15 protein-coding genes are annotated in these 18,039 nt (G+C 39.6%); all 15 read right to left on the reverse strand.

Translation table 11 applies throughout. The annotated features are described in order from the left end of the window. Positions 1–1,203 carry a type IVB secretion system protein IcmH/DotU gene (gene icmH, locus KO511_RS19240; protein WP_215989008.1) on the reverse strand — a complete coding sequence of 401 codons (1,203 nt, stop codon included), beginning with the start codon at positions 1,201–1,203 and terminating at the stop codon, positions 1–3. 5 nt (positions 1,204–1,208) lie between these two features. Beyond that, entirely contained in the window at positions 1,209–2,540 is a 1,332-nt protein-coding gene (tssK, locus tag KO511_RS19245) for a type VI secretion system baseplate subunit TssK (protein ID WP_215989009.1), read from the reverse strand. A gap of 19 nt (positions 2,541–2,559) precedes the next feature. Further along, positions 2,560–3,042 carry a type VI secretion system lipoprotein TssJ gene (gene tssJ / locus KO511_RS19250; protein WP_215989010.1) on the reverse strand — a complete coding sequence of 161 codons (483 nt, stop codon included), beginning with the start codon at positions 3,040–3,042 and terminating at the stop codon, positions 2,560–2,562. Then, complete coding sequence (locus tag KO511_RS19255) at positions 3,042–3,980, reverse strand: FHA domain-containing protein (protein ID WP_215989011.1); 939 nt, start codon at positions 3,978–3,980, stop codon at positions 3,042–3,044. Before KO511_RS19255 ends, tssJ begins: the two co-directional genes overlap by 1 nt. Positions 3,981–3,984: 4 nt before the next feature. Next, complete coding sequence (locus KO511_RS19260) at positions 3,985–4,647, reverse strand: transporter substrate-binding domain-containing protein (protein ID WP_252724468.1); 663 nt, start codon at positions 4,645–4,647, stop codon at positions 3,985–3,987. Positions 4,648–4,703: 56 nt separating this feature from the next. Beyond that, positions 4,704–5,696: an ABC transporter substrate-binding protein gene (locus KO511_RS19265; protein ID WP_215989012.1), complete on the reverse strand. Its 993-nt coding sequence runs from the start codon at positions 5,694–5,696 to the stop codon at positions 4,704–4,706. Then, complete coding sequence (locus tag KO511_RS19270; RefSeq protein WP_215989013.1) at positions 5,693–8,242, reverse strand: MFS transporter; 2,550 nt, start codon at positions 8,240–8,242, stop codon at positions 5,693–5,695. The genes KO511_RS19265 and KO511_RS19270 overlap by 4 nt, the downstream gene beginning before the upstream one ends. 20 nt (positions 8,243–8,262) lie before the next feature. Then, positions 8,263–10,875, reverse strand: a complete 2,613-nt coding sequence (gene tssH / locus KO511_RS19275; protein WP_215989014.1) for a type VI secretion system ATPase TssH — start codon at positions 10,873–10,875, stop codon at positions 8,263–8,265. Between the two features lie 61 nt (positions 10,876–10,936). Then, complete coding sequence (locus KO511_RS19280; RefSeq protein ID WP_215989015.1) at positions 10,937–11,866, reverse strand: type VI secretion system baseplate subunit TssG; 930 nt, start codon at positions 11,864–11,866, stop codon at positions 10,937–10,939. A gap of 18 nt (positions 11,867–11,884) precedes the next feature. Beyond that, positions 11,885–13,636 (reverse strand): type VI secretion system baseplate subunit TssF, encoded by a 1,752-nt coding sequence (gene tssF, locus KO511_RS19285; protein ID WP_215989016.1) that lies wholly within the window; start codon positions 13,634–13,636, stop codon positions 11,885–11,887. Continuing rightward, positions 13,629–14,051: a type VI secretion system baseplate subunit TssE gene (gene tssE / locus KO511_RS19290; RefSeq protein WP_215989017.1), complete on the reverse strand. Its 423-nt coding sequence runs from the start codon at positions 14,049–14,051 to the stop codon at positions 13,629–13,631. Before tssE ends, tssF begins: the two co-directional genes overlap by 8 nt. Further along, on the reverse strand, positions 14,051–15,445 hold the full coding sequence (locus tag KO511_RS19295; protein ID WP_215989018.1) for a type VI secretion system contractile sheath domain-containing protein: 1,395 nt from the start codon (positions 15,443–15,445) through the stop codon (positions 14,051–14,053). The genes tssE and KO511_RS19295 overlap by 1 nt, the downstream gene beginning before the upstream one ends. A 62-nt stretch (positions 15,446–15,507) precedes the next feature. Then, positions 15,508–16,986 (reverse strand): type VI secretion system contractile sheath large subunit, encoded by a 1,479-nt coding sequence (gene tssC, locus KO511_RS19300; RefSeq protein WP_215989019.1) that lies wholly within the window; start codon positions 16,984–16,986, stop codon positions 15,508–15,510. Next, positions 16,986–17,489 (reverse strand): type VI secretion system contractile sheath small subunit, encoded by a 504-nt coding sequence (gene tssB / locus KO511_RS19305; protein ID WP_215989020.1) that lies wholly within the window; start codon positions 17,487–17,489, stop codon positions 16,986–16,988. Before tssB ends, tssC begins: the two co-directional genes overlap by 1 nt. Positions 17,490–17,508: 19 nt before the next feature. Next, on the reverse strand, positions 17,509–18,030 hold the full coding sequence (locus KO511_RS19310) for a type VI secretion system tube protein Hcp (protein WP_215989021.1): 522 nt from the start codon (positions 18,028–18,030) through the stop codon (positions 17,509–17,511). Between the last annotated feature and the right edge of the window lie 9 nt (positions 18,031–18,039).

Here is an 18,039-nt window from a genome sequence, read left to right on the forward strand (position 1 = left end):
CTAAGGAGCCTCTGAAGTATTCTTGGTATCACTTGTTGTTTTGCTTTGTACTATGATTGCTTTGATTGAATCTTTGTCGTAGTACCAGTCTTTTATTTCTTCTGCTTGCCGAGGGGAATCGCTGCGTACAATGACACGGTAGTAAGAACGTATTTGTTCTACGGTAGGCATGTAGGCTGACGGCGATAAACTTTTAATGAATGAGTTGGCATTTTTTTCTGATGAGAATGTGGCTAGTTGAACTAACCAACCAGATTTACTGGTTTTAATACTTGGTGGTGGTATTGCGTCTATCATTTCGACTTTACTTGCTTTTTTGGGTGGAACTACTAAGTCATCATCTTGGCTGATAAAAACAATATCTTTTACCTCTCCAGACAAAATATAGCGATCGCTAAATGATGGTAGAGTAGTAAAGTCTCGAGCTCTGGGAGGAAGAGTCTCTTTATACCAAAAGTGAGTAAGGCCGATACTCAGCGCAATTAACGTGCTGAAAAATAATGTAGTTAATAGATAATGTTTACGCCGAATAGGTTTACGTGCTTTAGGCTGTTTTACTCTAGTTCGACAATGAATACCATTACTAGTGCGATACTGTGCGATAACTTGCTCAAGTTGATGGGTGAAAATTTTGAGCTGCTCACTACCTGTTTCTCGATACTGACCTTTGAAACCAATGTTAAGAAATATATAAATAACTTCCAGTAAATCGATAAGTTTATGAGGCTGACGTATTGCTTTTTCTGCAACGGTAAAAAACAATTCACCGCCATTACGCATCCCGAATAATTCACTAAGTAATGTCTTATTTTCCCAACAACGTTTTTCTCCCCACTGACTATAAATAATGAGCTCGTCTAACACGACAGCGTATAAAAAGCATAGCTTATCAATGACGGCCACAGGGTAAGTCAGTTCTGAACCTTTTGCCTTGATATCATTGATGCTGTTAGCAAGTTGATGTCTTAGAGTTGTTACATCTTGTGGTTCGGGAAGAGTCGATACCTTCAGTGTTGTAGCAAGTAATTCGCTACTAATATTGAGTAGTTGATTTTCAGCCTTATTGAAGTCATTGAGAACATTATGTTGATTTTTGGACGCGTTGATAGGCGTCCAATATGATGTGTTATCTTCATTAACCTTTTCAGTAAATTCAGACTTATCAGTATTCCAAACTAAGGTTTCTTCGTCTAAGTAATCCATGTGCATTACCTCAACGCATACAGCATAACGTCTAGTTCGTTTATGCGAGTGTCAACATGCAAAGCGATAGCATCACGATTCTCTAACATCTCTAGCCACATTCTATCTGAAGTATCGACTTCAAAGTAGGCAACGCCTTGCATTGGTTTGAGTTCACTCGGAGCGACAGGAAGAGGGGCAAGTTTTATGCCTGATAAGCTATTTCGCACTAGTTCAACTATTCTTGCATTGTTGCCAAGCTTGGCAGCGATTGGAAATAATTCATTTAGCTCTGAGCTACTAATATTAGATTTAACGGCCAGAACAAAGCGACGATTTGATACGCTGGCAGTATCTTTGATAAGTGTTCTTAAAAGACGACGCCTTTCAAATAATGAAGAATCCCAACTAAATTCTACAACAGAATCTTGTTGAACCATTGTTAGCATATTTCGGAGGTTGGCAAACAGAGGATTGAAGCTCTCATACAGTTTTTGGTATTGCAGACTACTACAAGATTCAGGTATCGCAGGTGTCAAAGCCATAATTTGAGCCTCAAATTTCCTCAGCTCTAAGTAAATATCATGAGTTTGAAACTTTGGGTTGTTAATTGTGAGTTCGAACCAAGGGAGCCATGTATTTAATGTTTGTAACCATAAATAATCCTGCATCATTGACTGCGGACTCTTTTGGCCTTGACCGGCTTCAATACGTTTAAGTAAGCTATTGGCTCTGTTTGCAGATAGTGCGTGTATCTCCTTCATTCTTTCAACTAATAACATGGATGCGCCATAATGAAGACATGCAGGGATAAAAGAACGGTCAAGAACTACTTCACCAGATTCAATACATTCCAGTATTTTTGCTATTGGTATAAGAGTAAAACCAGAAGTATCTTCGCCTTCAATTTTTATCGAGACATTTAATTGGGCAACATCTATTTCAACACTGGCATTCTCAGAAGTGGAGGTATCAAACACATTTATTGATTGTGTAATGTACCGACTTTGTTCTGACTCATCGTGACCATAATCGTTGTTCCCTTGTAGAGATATTGGCAACGCTAAATAAGCAATCGTTTCGATCGTTCCTTGTGGTATGTCTCGCGCAATTTCTTCTTTGAGGTCAAATTGTGTTCCATCCGGAAAAACACCCGATGAAGAAGATACTGAGAGTTTACCAATTTTGAGTAAACTATGATTAACTGTTAACTCAGTCACACCATAAAAGGGAGAAAACCCTGCCAATGTCTCAATGTTTTGGCGAATATAATTTTGAACATAACGATCCTGCTGCTGAAAATGCTGTGGGGCAATAAACATGCCTTCTTGCCATACTACTTTTTTAAATGCGTCCACGTAATTCCCTCAAATATGATTAAAACAGTTTCCACCAGGGTGAGTCTGGCTTGATCACTTCTAATTTCGTTTTATCGCCTGAAATGCTCAATTGTAGATATTCATCCGAACTTTGGGGTAACACTGAAACCGATTTCGGCTCACTATTTTGGTAATCAATAAACTCGACTAATATTGCTACATACTGAGTTTGGCTATTGATATCTAGAGTGAGCTTGATGTCGCTGCCCGGTATAACTATTGGCAATATCTGCTTGGATATTAGATTCGCGCTAAGTAATTGAATATCATTACTATACAAATCTATAAATGGTTGTTGTTTAAACATTTGTGCATCAGTCAGTTGATATAATCTTACTACCACAGGATTCGAAGTATTGGATTCTGACGGATTAGTCGATTTATCAGACTGTATCGCTAAAGAGTATTGTGCCACCACGGGCGCTGGGTCAGATGAACATCCAACCAAGAATAAAGCCCAAACAAAACACCACTTAGACATTATTTTTCCTCTCTATTTTTTTGCATGTTTTCCATGAAGAGAGCTTTAAATTGGCGTCTAAAATCACCATTTTCCTGACGGTGCTGGAAGTGTTTCCGATAGATTTTCCAGTATTTTTTCTCTTTACTTGTAAAAAGTGAACCAGAAATATAATCATTAAATTGTCTTTCTAACTGGCTGGGTGCAAATTCATTCAGAAACTGATCAACGGTTTGATCAAGTGCTTTAAATAAGACTTCATGATGCAACGCAGGGTTGGCTAGGTACTTTTGGTTTTTCTCCGTTATCGATAGTATCTTTTCCAACGAAGTTTCTATTGGAGTGTCAGGTTTTGAGCTGGCTGGTAGTAATTCAGAGCCGTTTGATTCATGAACTATTGTAGGATTGGAGTTGTCATCTTCTATATGCTGCGAGATGAGTTCATCATCTAAATCTTTGAATGGGTCGGCAGCAAAAGGGTCGTCACTAAGAACATTTTCTTGAGCAAAATCATTGGTTTTTTCACTCGATATTGAGGGCGAATTTTCTTCAAGAAAGTCAGTTTCATCATTATCAAGTTGTAGTTCAAAGGGTTCAGAAAACAAGGGTTCGACCTCGATTGTCTCTTTGGGTTGCTTAGATGAAACTAAAGTGGAAACCAGCATGGTATACCGTTCTATTTTAAGAATGTCACCATCATTGAGCGGATATTCTTTCTCCTTCACCATGGTCTTATCATTGAGCGAAATCGAATTCTGCCCAGTGCTTTTTACACAGAAACCACTGCCTGTGTAACGAATGCTACCGTGGACTCTTGAAATACGCTTGCTTTGATCAGGCAAGGATATGTCACATGAAGAAGAACGACCAAAATCGCCCCCTGCTTCAGGTAGGTACACGACTCTAGAAGTGACTACCTCATCAGAGGGTACAGAGATCAAATGAATGCTTATTGTCATTTGTTTACCCCTCACATTTTAAAATTGCTGAATTAAATGCTGCTAAAAAGCCCGAATATTTTTTGAGAAAATGATTGGAGAAGTAGACTCCCATAGGCTTAGAGTCTTTGAGCTTAGACTGAAAAAAATCAAAAGGAAGTGCGGCGGTTTCTAACTCCCGATGAAATACTTTTTCATCTTCTAGTACTACGTCAATTTCCCTTTGTTTCAATAGCTTTAATAATATTTTAGCATCTCTAGGTTGTTTAACGACATTGAAGCCATTACGTTTTAGCCAAAACCATTTACTGGATCCAAATTTGGCTGAAAAGTTGAGGTTTACCTTAGTGAGTTCGTTAATGTTTGGTTTAACGCCTCGACCAAAATACCAACGCAGTCTTTGTTGGGCTATAGCCGTCGACAATGTTGCATATTCATCACGTTCAGTTGTTTGTGTGGCTATAAAAAATCCGTGTTGTAGACCGCTTTGCACTCGTAACTGTGCGTCAGACCAAGCTGTCATCGTAATTTGATAAGGTTGGCCCATATTATTTAAAGCACATTTAACTTGGTCGAGTGCTAATCCTTGCATTTTACCATCAATATAGCCTTGATAAGGTGGCCAGTTTTGTGTGGTTAACTGAAGGCGAGCAGGCCCAAATACTGCTTGAGCCGATACAGCAGTCATAAGAGTAGAACTGAGTGAAAATATTATGAATAATACAAAATACGGCATAGTCTTTTTCATTCATTTCCTCCAATTAATTCGGAGATTTTCAAAATTGAAACCGGTGGATAATAGTCAAGTTTCTGAGCTGCTCCCACGTTGACTATGTAAGAGTATTGAGTCAATGATTCGATTGGAATTTCACTAGCAGGGAATTGTCCTGTTAGAATTTGTTCTGCTTTATAACCTGCAAATTGGCCTGCATTATAGTAACGACTGACAATACCAAAGAGAGCGTCATTATTTCGTATTGGTGACTCTGTAGCTGAAAAAGTGGCGATGCCGTTTTGATGAAGGTTATCCACGATGTTTTTACCCTGACTTATGATGTACGAATCGGGTGGTAAGTATGCTAACTGGACACCATCTTCTTGCATCATGCTTACGACCTTATCTATTGAACCCGAATCTGGTTTATCATTTCTTGTTCGAAGAGGGTATAGAAATACATCTTTTTTAAATTCTGACGAAAGTGCTTGAATATTCCTAGCCGTCACCACTGAGTTGTTTTCTAAAGGATTGAACATAATACCGATAGTTTCTAGTCCTGAAAGTTGGCTAATTGCTTTCAATTGAACAGTGTGAGGAACAATATGGCTAACGCCTGTGAAATTTCGATGGGAACCTTTAAGAGAGTTGACAATCTTAGATCCCACTGGGTCAGTGACAATGCTGAAAACGACAGGTGTGTTACTCTGTTGCCTAAAAGAACTTGGGTAGTTTTCAGTGCCAAGTAAACCTAGCGTAATTGTTGTACCGAATGTGTAGATTAAATCTGGACTTAATCTATCAGCGCTTTTTAAGTGATTTGCTAGTAATTCTTTATCTCGCTTTGCATCCAAAATCGTATAGTGAGCCGATATTTTGTCGGATAGGTAATCCATGAAACCTCGCTCGGCGTCAGTGATTCCTCTCCAAAGCACCATGACAATATGTTTATCGCCTTTAGATGGTTCTGCTGGTGCTTCAAACGGCAGGATAGCCAGTATAGCTAAAAGTAAAATTCTCATTCCACTACCTCCATTTGTTTTTTGTCTTGACGGATGAAGACGTTGTAACAGCTCAGAAAAATGATAGAGCTTATAAATAACGTAACACCGAACAGCATAATGGTGCTTTGAAAGCCTAGAATGCTTAGACATAAGCCTGCTAACAGAGGCCCAGAAATATTCCCGATTCGTTCGATTAACCGGAATATCCCGATGGTTTTCCCTTTATCTAAATTTGACTCTCCTAAAAGTTCTATAACAAGTGGCACTTGAGGTGAAACTCCAACGCCATGAGCGACACCAACTAAAATGACAATCAATAGTAGTCCTAGAGAACCAGGAAGTGCAACAATGCTCATCAATGCAACTGCCGACAAAATACCACCAACAAAGATGAAAGTGATTTTGTTGTTCCACTTATCTATCAGTATTGCTGAAAGCGGCGCAAAAAATACTATGGATAAGCCGTATGTCATCATAATGCGTCCTGATACAGCATTATTTTCTCCAAGAGATTGCAAGTAAACAGGGCAGATATAGTACAAAAAGCCAGTTAAAATAATTTTAGCAGGTATGGCACTGAAGAAGACAACAAGAGCAAAGTATTTATTAGTCAGCAGAGCTTTAAAGTCAGAAAGCTTGACAGGTTTGCTGGTAGAGTTTGGTCCGCTGCGGTCAAATACGCTAAATACCAGCATCACTCCTACTATGGCTAAAATTGAAGATAGCAAAAATGTCATAGAATAGCCGAGCTTGTCAGCTAATATTCCACCGATGGCTGCGCCACAAAGTGAACCAGAGAAAAACGCTGAAGCAAACGTCGACATACCTTTAGTTCTATTGTGAGAAGCTGTTGTATCAGTGATGTATCCCTGAGCTGAGATAAACACAATACCATAGCCGATAGCTGTGATTATGCGGGTGATAAGCAGAATTTCAATATTTGGGCTTAAGGCAGTGGTAATAAGGCCGCCAGAGATAATGATGCCGCCTATCGTAAGAGATTTTCGTCTACCGACTTTATCAGACCAATGCCCAGCAAAAGGTAAAGAAATTGCCCAGAAAAGCATGAAAAGTGAGATAGATACCCCAGTGACTAATTCCTTAGGTATTAAATGGAATGCACTTGGTATGTTGGTAACAAAATCCGGGAAAAAAGCCAGAGATGTAGCTTCAGCAAAGATCATGATAAAGAGCGGTAGTCTAACAAAGCGATAATCCTGAATGTTCTTACTTGAAAATGTTTTGTCATCGAATGTTCTTTGCACCAACGGATTCAGTTTATTTAATAATATGCTGAGCTCATCATTAGATTGAACACGAACGAGATGAGGGTTTTGTTGTCCTTCATCGATATTTATTAGCTGCTTTATTTGTTTCCATGGTTTGATAATCATCGCGTTACAAACAAATAAAATAATTTCGATTACAAACAGGCCAGATGCTACGAGGACCGTTAGTATATCCATAATGCTATCTTTAATCATTTGTGGAATAATATTGGTATCTGCCATCATTTGAAGCTGAATCGTCCCTGTATTACCTATGGGGATAGACAATAGACTCGCATCCTCATAATTTGGAAATACTTCTGGATATTGATAGATGGCATCTAGATCCTTTTCTATACGAATAGATAATAGCTCCGGATGATTGCTTATATAGGAAGCAAACTCTTGTTCCAATCCCGTTAACCTGTTTAGAGGCACGCCTTCTTCAACTAAGCGACTAACCATGTTTGAGAGAGTATCTCCAATGAGGTTAGATTTTTGTTCTAACTGTTCTTGGTATACTGCAGAAAACGTGCTCAATGACTGATACGAACTACCAAGATTGGATGCAATAGTTAAAAGGATCGCCAAAATGATAATTAGTAGCGGAAAATACTTGGCACGAAAACGCTCCCAACTTGAGCGAGCTTTATTGAGAATAATAAGATCTTTTATTGACTGGAGAATTTGTCTGTCAGGTAAGGCCTCAATATTAGTTAGGTCCGTAGCAGACTTGATTTTACTCAGTAGAAAGTCAAGTAAAGTATTTAGTATTAAGTAGCCTAAGACTGAAGCCACTAGAACCCAAAGCAAAGTGTATATTATTTGCTGAGAAAGCAAATTGTTTTTGATTTCATCTAAGTAAAGCGGTGAGTAGTAGAGTCTTAACTCCCCCTCTTTAACATTGAATGTATTATTAATATCGGTGGTGATCAGTCGGTCAGAGTCAAATTTAGCGACGCCTGTTGTAAACAATACCTCATCATTATTGTTAACCACTTGTATTTTGTTAATTCCATCAACCAGTTCAGAACGCCTTTCTATTAGGGCTTGAATGTTTGAAATGGAGGATAAAGGTAACCCGAAACTTATCGCTTGACGGATATCATTGTCCGTTTCATCCACGACAACTTGGAAGGTAGAGTCACTGGTTTGGGTCAGTCTTTTATCAAAGTTGAGATAGTTTAGCGTTGTATTAAGGCCATTAGAGAACAGCAAGACAACGACGATAGCAAAAATCAATTTGAATCGTAAGGAGATAAATCGTTTTGAGCTATTTTTATATCTAGTATCCATCTTGCTGTTCAATCTCATACTTATTGGATAGTTAACTCAAAACCTGTTTCGTCGTTTGCCGCTATGACCGACACTTGAGTAATAGGTTGTTGTAAACTCAGTCTATTAATACATTCCTCTGCAAGTTTCGGCATTAAGGATCGGTTGATGATCTGTTCAACCGCTCGTCCACCTGTTGTAGGGTCAGTATTCTTGGCCACCACATAGTCTATAAACCCTTTATCCCACGTAAAAGAAGCTTGGTATTGTTCGGCCAACTTTTTCTTAATCCGAGCAAGAGATATTTCTGTAATTTTAGAGAGCTCATCATCATTGAGTGGATAATAGGGGACAATAGTAGTTCGGCCTAAAAATGCAGGCTTAAAATAGTGCTGTAAGTCTGGTCGTATAGCTTCGAGTAACTCGTCATTATCTAATCGTTCACTATTGCCGGCACATGCATCGCAAATTGCTTCATCAGCAGCGTTGGACGTCATAATGATGATGGTATTTTTAAAGTCAATTGTGCGGCCTTCACTGTCTTTAATATGTCCTTTATCAAAAATCTGATAAAATAAGTCGTGTACTCCAGGGTGAGCTTTTTCCATTTCATCCAGTAGAAGTACAGAATATGGATTACGACGTATAGCCTCTGTTAAAACGCCACCTTCTCCAAAACCAACATAACCTGCGGGTGAGCCGAGCAGCATAGAAATCTTATGCTCTTCCTTAAACTCAGTCATGTTGATAACTGTCAGATCACTGTTACCACCGTATAATTGTTCCGCAAGGGCCATAGCTGTCTCTGTTTTACCAACGCCACTTGGACCACACATTAGAAATACACCGATAGGTTTACGATTATCTGTTAATCCTGCACGTGATATACGGATCGCTTTAGCCAGCTCTTGTTTAGCAACATTTTGTCCAATAACGCGTTTGTCGAGTTCTTCCTCTAATGATAAAAGGCGGGCTATTTCATCACTCATCATGTTACCAACTGGGATACCTGTCCAATTAGCAATCACTTGAGCGATTGTATTGTCATCAACCATTGCATTTACAAGAGGTTCATCTCCTTGCAATATCGTGAGTTTATCGATCAATTGATTAAGTTTATCTTGTTGTGATTTGTCGACTTTATCACTGGCTTGAGTATCACTGATTTCTTGCTGGAGTTGCTTTATATCATCAACAATCTCAACTTCTTGTTTCCATCTTGACTGCAAACCCGTTAATTTTTTTTCATTTGTTGTAATTTGTAAGGTTAGTTGATTTATTTCGTCTTCAGCGCCCCCAAATAAAGCATTTTCTTTCTCTAGAGCAGATTTTTCATTATGTTGATAACGAATAGTTTGCTCAAGGGATTCAATAACTTCTGGTTTTGCCCCCTGTGTTAATGCAATACGTGCACTGGCAGTATCTAAGAGGCTGATGGCTTTATCTGGGAGTTGACGGCTGGGTAGATAACGAATGGATAAATGGACGGCAGCAGCAATCGCTGATTCAGCAATAAAGGCACCATGATGTTCCTGTAAAGAGGCAGCGATGCCTCTGAGCATTTGTTTCGCATCTTCTGCACTTGGCTCTTCAATAGACACGACTTGAAAGCGTCTCGTAAGAGCTGGGTCTTTTTCAAAATATTTTTTATACTCAGCCCAAGTGGTTGCGGCAATTGTTTTAAACTCTCCGCGAGCTAATGCAGGTTTAAGTAAATTTGCCGCATCATTTTGACCAGCGGCACCTCCTGCACCAATTAGGGTGTGAGCTTCATCGATGAACACGATAATAGGTACTTCGCTATTTTTTACTTCGTTAATGACATCTTTTAAGCGGTTTTCAAATTCACCTTTAACGCTCGCTCCTGCCTGAAGCAGACCTAGGTCTAAAGAGTGGATTTGTACACCTTGAAGCGCACCAGGAACTTCATTTTCAGCGATTCTTAGAGCTAAACCTTCAACAACAGCGGTTTTTCCAACGCCAGGTTCCCCGACCATAATTGGATTGTTTTGTCTTTTTCTGCAAAGAATATCTATGGCTTTACGAACCTCGGTATTGCGTCCAGATATAGGATCAATTTTACCATCTAGAGCTTGCTGGGTTAGATTCGTTGTGTATTTGCTTAATGCATCATTGCCAATAGGAGCGGTAACATCACCTCCAGTACTTTGGGGACTGGTTTTCGCTCTGGCAACAGCCGCTTTGTTGGTGAGTCCTTGTAATGACTCTAAGGAAACACTTTGTAGGCTTTCCAGTTGAAGTGTGTTCATGCCTAGTACATTTTGTTGGAGTAGTGCTTGGATAAGGTGCAGGCTGATAATCTCACCATGACCATAATTGACAGAAGCAAGCATCCAAGCATCTTTGACAATTTCTGTAAGTGCTTGGCTTAAGGTTGGTTGACTTTCATTTCCTTTAGGCAAGCGAGAGATCTTAGAAGATAACTCATTTATTAAATTATCTTGGGACAAGTTTTGTGACTGGATAAGATTAGCAAGGTGCTTGTCTTGTTGAGAGATAAGCTGCAATAACCAGTGTTCGGTCTCAATTGAAGGGACATTTTGATTCATAGCTGCGCCTGCTGAAACTTCAAGTGCTTGTTTCAACTCAGGTGACAGTTTAGCGACTAAATTTGTTAGTGTAACTTGCGTCATACCATTTTCCTTGTATTTCAAAGGCAGTTAATACCTAGCTCATCGTTTATCCTAAAGTTGTTTACTTCAGAAGAATACTTACTGTTTGTTGAGGTTTTCTTTCCGGCGCAAGGCAGTCTACTTCACCCAATTTTGCCGCATTGTGTTTGTTACTAGAAAGTCTTGGTCGATTTAAATATTCTCGCTTCACATTAAGGTAAACTGAGGTTGACGTATTATCACCAAGGTAATGTTGAATAACCTCTTTCATGTGTTTTGCGAGTAATGGATCTGATTGTATTGTGACAAGCTCACTTTCAGTTTTAGGAGTGATATACACCAGAAGGTGACTAAAGTGAGTTAAGCACGTTTTGCCGAGTAAAAAACCATGGCCCACTCGACTATTAAAATGTGCATCTTTACCTATCCGAGTCAAAGAATCATAAGGTAATTGGCGTCTCTCATTGACTTTTGTTGAGACATTTATATCAAAAGGAAAGTAATCATTAAGTATCTGCGAAAGCGTGCTTAAGTTTCTTTGCCCTTGATTGAGAAGCATCGAATATTGGAAGTACTTTGCATGTGATTTGCTCAATGCTGCAAGATTGTTGAGTAAGGATGTTTTTTGGGGCTGTAATTCATTTTGAACCACTAGCCAAGCACCTGCCTCTAAATGGCTAACTAATTCAAAATAGCGTTGATTGAATACATCAAGAAAATTTTTTAAAGCGTGATCATCTCGATGGAGAGCAGATAGCAGTTCTTCATAAATATAATTTGGAATGACGCCTTTGACACCTGATAGAGCCTGTTTTGCTAGCCGAAGTTTAAGTCGATTGTTTTTTAACGAGAAGTATTGAATCTCACTAGCATCGCCTGTAGGCATGGCCTCAGCTTTTAATTCAAGCTTAACTCTAGTTGGACTCTGGTTTATCCAGTGCGATAGTAATCTCATCGCTTGAGCGAAGTCATATTGTTGGGGGTATTGGCTTAAATCGCTTATCAAGGACATAGTCTTTCCAATTAGCAATTACATTGCTAACTGACTCCCATGTATTTTAGGGTAGCGTTTAGAAATGCCATCCCTACCGTATATTTTTACGGAAAGTTGAATATACCGATCGAAGCTACAAAATTGTTGGAAAAAACGATTAAGTACATCGCTAAAAGCAAGAAAGCTGTTTTGTGTGTCAAGTGTCAATTCGATTTCACTCCCAGGTGAGAATACATTTTTCCCCATGATTCGTATCGCGGAAACCTGTGATTTAACAGATACATTGTGTATTGTCTGGATTTCTTCTGCGGATAGTTGTTCTCTACTGCATAGCAATAGCATCTGCTTTAGTTTCTCGGTAGGGTTTTCGGCATGTAATAAAGATGAAAAGTTACCATTTAAAAGTCCAACAAACTGCCAATGAAGGTTTAAATTCTGTTCTCGTCCAATTGGTGCCGTAGGTGGGTAAATAGCGGTAAAAGTACCGAGTATATCGATATTCTCGGTACATTCCATTTCTCCATTAATCCCGCAAGCTTGTTTACCATTTGTGCAAAGTAAGTTCGTGCCATATAACTTACTAAACTCCAACTCTTGAGTTGGCTTGAGGCTAATGGCAAGCCTAAATTGTCCAGATAAGTCTCTTGCACTTTGCCAATAATCAGCGGTTTGATCAGATTGATAACTGTCACGAAATAATGGTATTAACGGTTTTTCTCCTTGCGGTGTTATTTCAAATACCCTTTTTACTTCAACGATTTCTATGTCACTATCACTATGAGCATCTGCATTGACAGGTATGGTAAGGCAACGTTGGTCATAGCTTGTTGGCTCTCCAGTTTGTTCAAATAAATTGATTGCAGGGATAACATCAAGTTTAAACACATGATTATCGAACAATCTCATGAACTCTGCTGGAATGGCATTCATAAATAAATTGAGTTTGATTTCAGAACTGTCAATTTTTTTTGCCGCTTCACCAAAATCTTTTAGACGAAAAAATTGACGTTTTTCTTTGAAGAAGAAAAACTCACTGATGAGTTGAAAGCCAGAAAATTGATTCCCTTTTTGTGGTAAAAAAAGAAATTTAAGATCGCTAATACGACTTTTTAATTTTTCTGCTGGCAAAACGATGTGCTTATCGCAGCTTATATCTGAAATGGATATTGCTTTCGTTTGACCAAGTAACAACTCAATTATAGAGTCAGCATTATTTTCGAAGCCTTGTACAAATAAATCTAAATCTTGGTGGTTCAGTTGTGAAAAAAGAATGCTAGGGTCACCTGTTGATAGTGAAAGCTGAATGACCGCTGTAGATTGTTCTGCTCCTGCTGGCCGATTAAATTTAAAAGGAGCACTCGAAGCTGTAGTATCAAATAGCTTAAAAGGTGCCGTTTCTAAAGTATCGATTGTAGTGAATTGACACACTCTACCTTTTGCATCGGAGGTAAAGTGGGATCCTTTGGGAATAATTGTCGATTCAGGTGAGTCACCTTGTGAAGATAAATGCATGTAGGCAACGCTGGGTATGGTTTGAGTATAGCTCGGGTAGATAACATTCAGTAATCCTTCGATCACTTCAGGCAATTGTTCAGAGAGTTGTTTTTCTATAGTTGCGTTCAAAAGAGCGACACCATCTAGTAGCCGTGCAAGGCTTGGATCTTCAATTTGTCCTTGATGGATATTAAGTCGTTCTGCATGTTCGGAATGTTGTTGACCAAATTGCCCGAGTGCCCGGCGTACAAATGTCAGCTCTTGCTCAAAGTAACGCATTAAAGGATCAGTCATAGCTGTCCTCCGTCATGATTGTGGTTAGATCATTAAGTGAAATCTTGGAGTCAAAGATAAGTTCTTGTTCACCTTTCGACGTGTTGGCTCTAGCAATAATGTTAAATACTAATGCGTTTTCACTATCGTTACGTTCTAATAGTTCGACCATGACCTGCGAAAGGCGAGGTTCAAAGTGACGTATATAACTCTCTAAGCGAATCGAAAGTTGAGCTTGATCTAGGCTAGCACTGAGTAACTGTACGTCCTCAATACCAAAACGAAGGTTCGAGCGCTGTAGTTGGCTGAACCTATCATCGATGTTCAATAACGGTGACTCTGACTCAAGCAGTTTGATCAGGTGATATTTGATATCGTCTATCTCTTCTTTCTGAGCGTATCCCTTTGATTCTATGAATGCCTTCCAAAATCCCACTAGGCCACCTCATCTAAATCCGTGGTGAGTATGACTTCACCAGTAAAGTGATCGTATTGATATTGAGGTACAATTCTTAATGTGCATATAAAGCTTCCGGGGTGAGTCTCTGACTCTGTCACAGATATCTTAGCGAAGCTAAGCGGGTATTTTGCAAGTGTCTCTTCATTAGCATAGGTGACATTACTGGAGAACTTTTCAATCCATTGAGTCAAAAAAAGCTCGCATTCAGATGCTGTATTAAAGCTGCCTAGCATTTCACGTACCTGTACTTTTAAATAATGAGCAATACGACAAGACATTAGGCTGGTTTGGATCTGGGTTAACACCTTATCATTATCAGATTTTCCGCTTTGCCATATGGAGTTATTGCCATTGAAAAAATATTTATCTGTTAGAGGGCTTTTGGTTAGGGGAATAAAACCATGCTGAGCATAAAATTTTGATATTTCACCAAATAATACCACATTTGTCTGCGGCTCTCGGATAAACAAACAATCATGTTGGTCAATATTAATTACTGCACCTTGAGATTTGTCATTCCAACGAGATTTAAGAAAACCAAACCAATTGACTCTATGATATTCACGCATAACCGTTGAAATAAAAGCAAATCCTGCATTTCCCCATAGCCCTGTTCCAAGCTCATTGTAAATAAAGCCTACTTTTGTATTTTGGTATCGATACCGCATACGTATTGATGGCATAACAAAGCCAACAAAACGACAACTCTGTTTGCTACGAAGCGACTGCCATGCTTGAAAATCAGGCCCCGAAATGATTTTCTCAATTCTGTTTATGTCGGAAATCCAGTCGGCACCAGATTCAACAAAAAACTTATCATTTGTTGAGAAAATCATGGGGCATAATGTGGACTCGCCAAGTTTACTGATGAGTTCAACGGTAAATAAATCGTCATAGTCAGAATCAAAGTCCATATCGATATCAACTGGGTGGGTGAATAAAATACATCCAAATGGCTGGCCCCCCAGAGTATTAAGCTCTTTGTTGCCAATTTTGTTGAATAGACTCGACGCCTTAACATTATATGCTTGATTGACATCAGCAGAGACTTCTTCCCAGTGCATATCAAGCACTTTAACTCGAACGCGTTGATTATTTACAGGCAAGCCTGCTAAGCCCTGCAAGCCTAACCAACTGCTGTGAAGTTGTGCAAAGTCTTTGTGATGTATAATTTTGTCCATTTGATGAGACAGCTTTTGATCTAAGAAAGCAATTAACTTAGCGATAAAATTGATAAGAGAAGGTTTGTTGGATAAAGCACCTGAATCTATTTCAGACAACATAGACAGCGCCTCTTTGAGAAAGTCGCTGTTTGTGTTGTCTAGTTTCGAAAACTTTTTTTGCCAATCAATATTGAAGTTTGCTTGCATACGACTCTTAGAACTAAAACAAAAAAAGAATTAAGGCCGGAATTACCCGGCCTCAGATTCGTTTAGCCTGGGATTTTGGCAACCATGCGTACCGACGTTGTCAGCTCTTCTAATTGTAACCAAGGCCTCAGATGAGCAACCGCAGAATATGAGCCAGGACGACCAGGTTGTTCTACAACCTCGATTCTTGACTCACAAAGTGGTGTTTTAGCTCGTTGTTCATTACCAATTGCACCAGCATTGGTATATTGGTCTATCCAAAGTTGTAGCTCTCGCTGTATGTCTGGTGCTTCTAAGTTAGAACCTAGCTTATCCCGTCCCATTACTTTTAAGTAATGTGCAATGCGACTACTAGCCATGATATAGGGTAGGCGAGCAGAAATTGAAGCATTTGCTGTTGCATCGGGGTCAGTATAAGTTTTCGGTTTTTGCGCTGTTTGGCCACCAATAAAAACACCATAATTTGAGTTTTTATAGTGAACAAGAGGTAAGAATCCTAAGTCACTGAGTTCTTTTTCTCGTTCATCAGTCAGGTTGACTTCGGTAGGGCATTGCTGAACAAGATCTCCTGCTTCGGTTTTGTAGGTAAGGTTAGGAAGATTCTCGACCTTCCCGCCGTTATCTAGTCCTCTGATTGATGTACACCAACCCGATGCCGTATATGCTTGAGTCATCTTCAGTCCAAGTTCATACGAGGCATTAGACCAAACCAGCTGGTCATTGCTTGATGGGTTCGGATTACCATCCATATCTGTATCAAGCTCTTCATAGTTGAACAGCTCAGTACCTAGTCCTTTTTCACCGTATGGTAAACGAGCTAAAGTTCTTGGCAAAGTAAGAGTTACGTACCTTGCATCATCACTCTCGCGAAATGCATTCCATGCGGCGTAGGCTGGTGAATCAAAACCAGCTGCAATAGGCTTGCCTTCATCAAATGTTGTGAAATCGTTAAACTCAAACATTTGTGCATTAGCCGCGGCGACAAAGGGTGCATGGCATGCTGCTGCGACCTCACCCATATAGCGCAGTAGAGCAACATCTTCATCTTTTGAGCTAAATTCATAGTCGCCGATGAAAGTACCGTAAGGTTCTCCACCTGCGGTACCAAACTCTCCCTGATAAACAGCATTAAAAAATGGGCTACGGTCGATTGCTGGTGCGTCTTCAAACTGATCAAGAAGCTCTTCTTGAGTAAAATCAACCATTTTGATTTTCAAGTCACGACCAAGCTCGCTTTCTTTTACTAGCTTTTGTAGACCACGCCAAGAGCCTTCTAACTTCTGAAAGTCTTTCTGTTGCATCACTTCAGACAGCTGTTTCGATAGTTGTTTGTCGATGTCTGATATTGCATTTTCAATGGTTTTAGTAACATTTTTGTCCCATGTTACGGTTCCAGAAAGTGCTTGCTCAGCAAGAACGGAGAAGAGCTCTTTAGTTGTGTCAGCTGGAGTTTGAGTCGTCGCTTCTATTGCTCTATCAAGAAAACTCAGCGAACCCTCGGTGGCTTCAGCTTGTGGTTGATTTTCAGCTTCTGTGCTCATTATTCACCTCCTTCTTTACTTACACCTAGCTCTTCAGACAGTGCAGAGATTGTGTCAGCGCTTTGTAACACTTCTTTTAGTAATTTTTCGAGATCTCGTGAGCGGTCTGCTTTGGAAAGAAGTACTTTGAGCTGGTTACGGGTTTCTACAAGTTTTTTGAGAGGTTCTACTTGCTCGATGATAGCCTCAGGTTCAAAGTCTTTCATTGATTTAAACTTCAATCCAGCTTCAAATTGACTGTCATCATCAGCAAGTACGTTGTCAACTTTTAGAGACAATTCAGGACCTACACGTTTCATTACAGTATCAAAATTGTCTTTATCAACGTTATAAAAGGTGCGATCTTCAACGTCTTCTTTATCTTGTTTATGGCCAGAATAATCACCAATTACCCCAACCACGAAAGGGAGTTCTTTGGTTTCTACGGCGCCATTAGTTTCCACATCGTAAGTAATACTCACGCGGTTTTTACTTACACGTTTGTGCTGGGAATTCAGTGCCACACTGGGCCTCCTTACTTAATTAACTTGCTGATGAGGTGATTTTTGCCGTGGTTGCATCGAAGCCAACTTCTGGTCCTTTTTCAATTTTTCCACCTTCGCCTTCGATATAATAAGCTTTAGAAATTTTAGTGTATGTAAGGGAAAAAGATTCGTTCGGCAGGCTACCGTCAGATCCTGCAGAATTGTAACTAGATATACGCGCTCCTGTAAGAGTAGTTATTTGGTATGGATCGGCCCCAGAACCTTCACGGTTTGGTTTGGTCATAACAATTTCAACACTTTTACCTTCGGGACCAGGGGCGTACAAGAAGGTTTCAATATGTGGTGTTGCACCATCACATCCACGGGTAATATTAATTTCGCCCAATGCAACCATTCCTTGGTCTGCGTTGTTTGCATTACCGACATCAATACCCACACCACGTACTGCATTCCAAGATACAGTATCAATAGCAAAGAACCCGTCTTTACCATTAATTTTTTCTACTGTTGCGGCACCTTTTGGGGTAGTACCATCAATTCTCATAAATATAGAAGCCATTTTGTTCTC

It is taken from the genome of Vibrio hepatarius (genome assembly GCF_018860525.1).
Lineage (GTDB): Bacteria > Pseudomonadota > Gammaproteobacteria > Enterobacterales > Vibrionaceae > Vibrio > Vibrio hepatarius_B.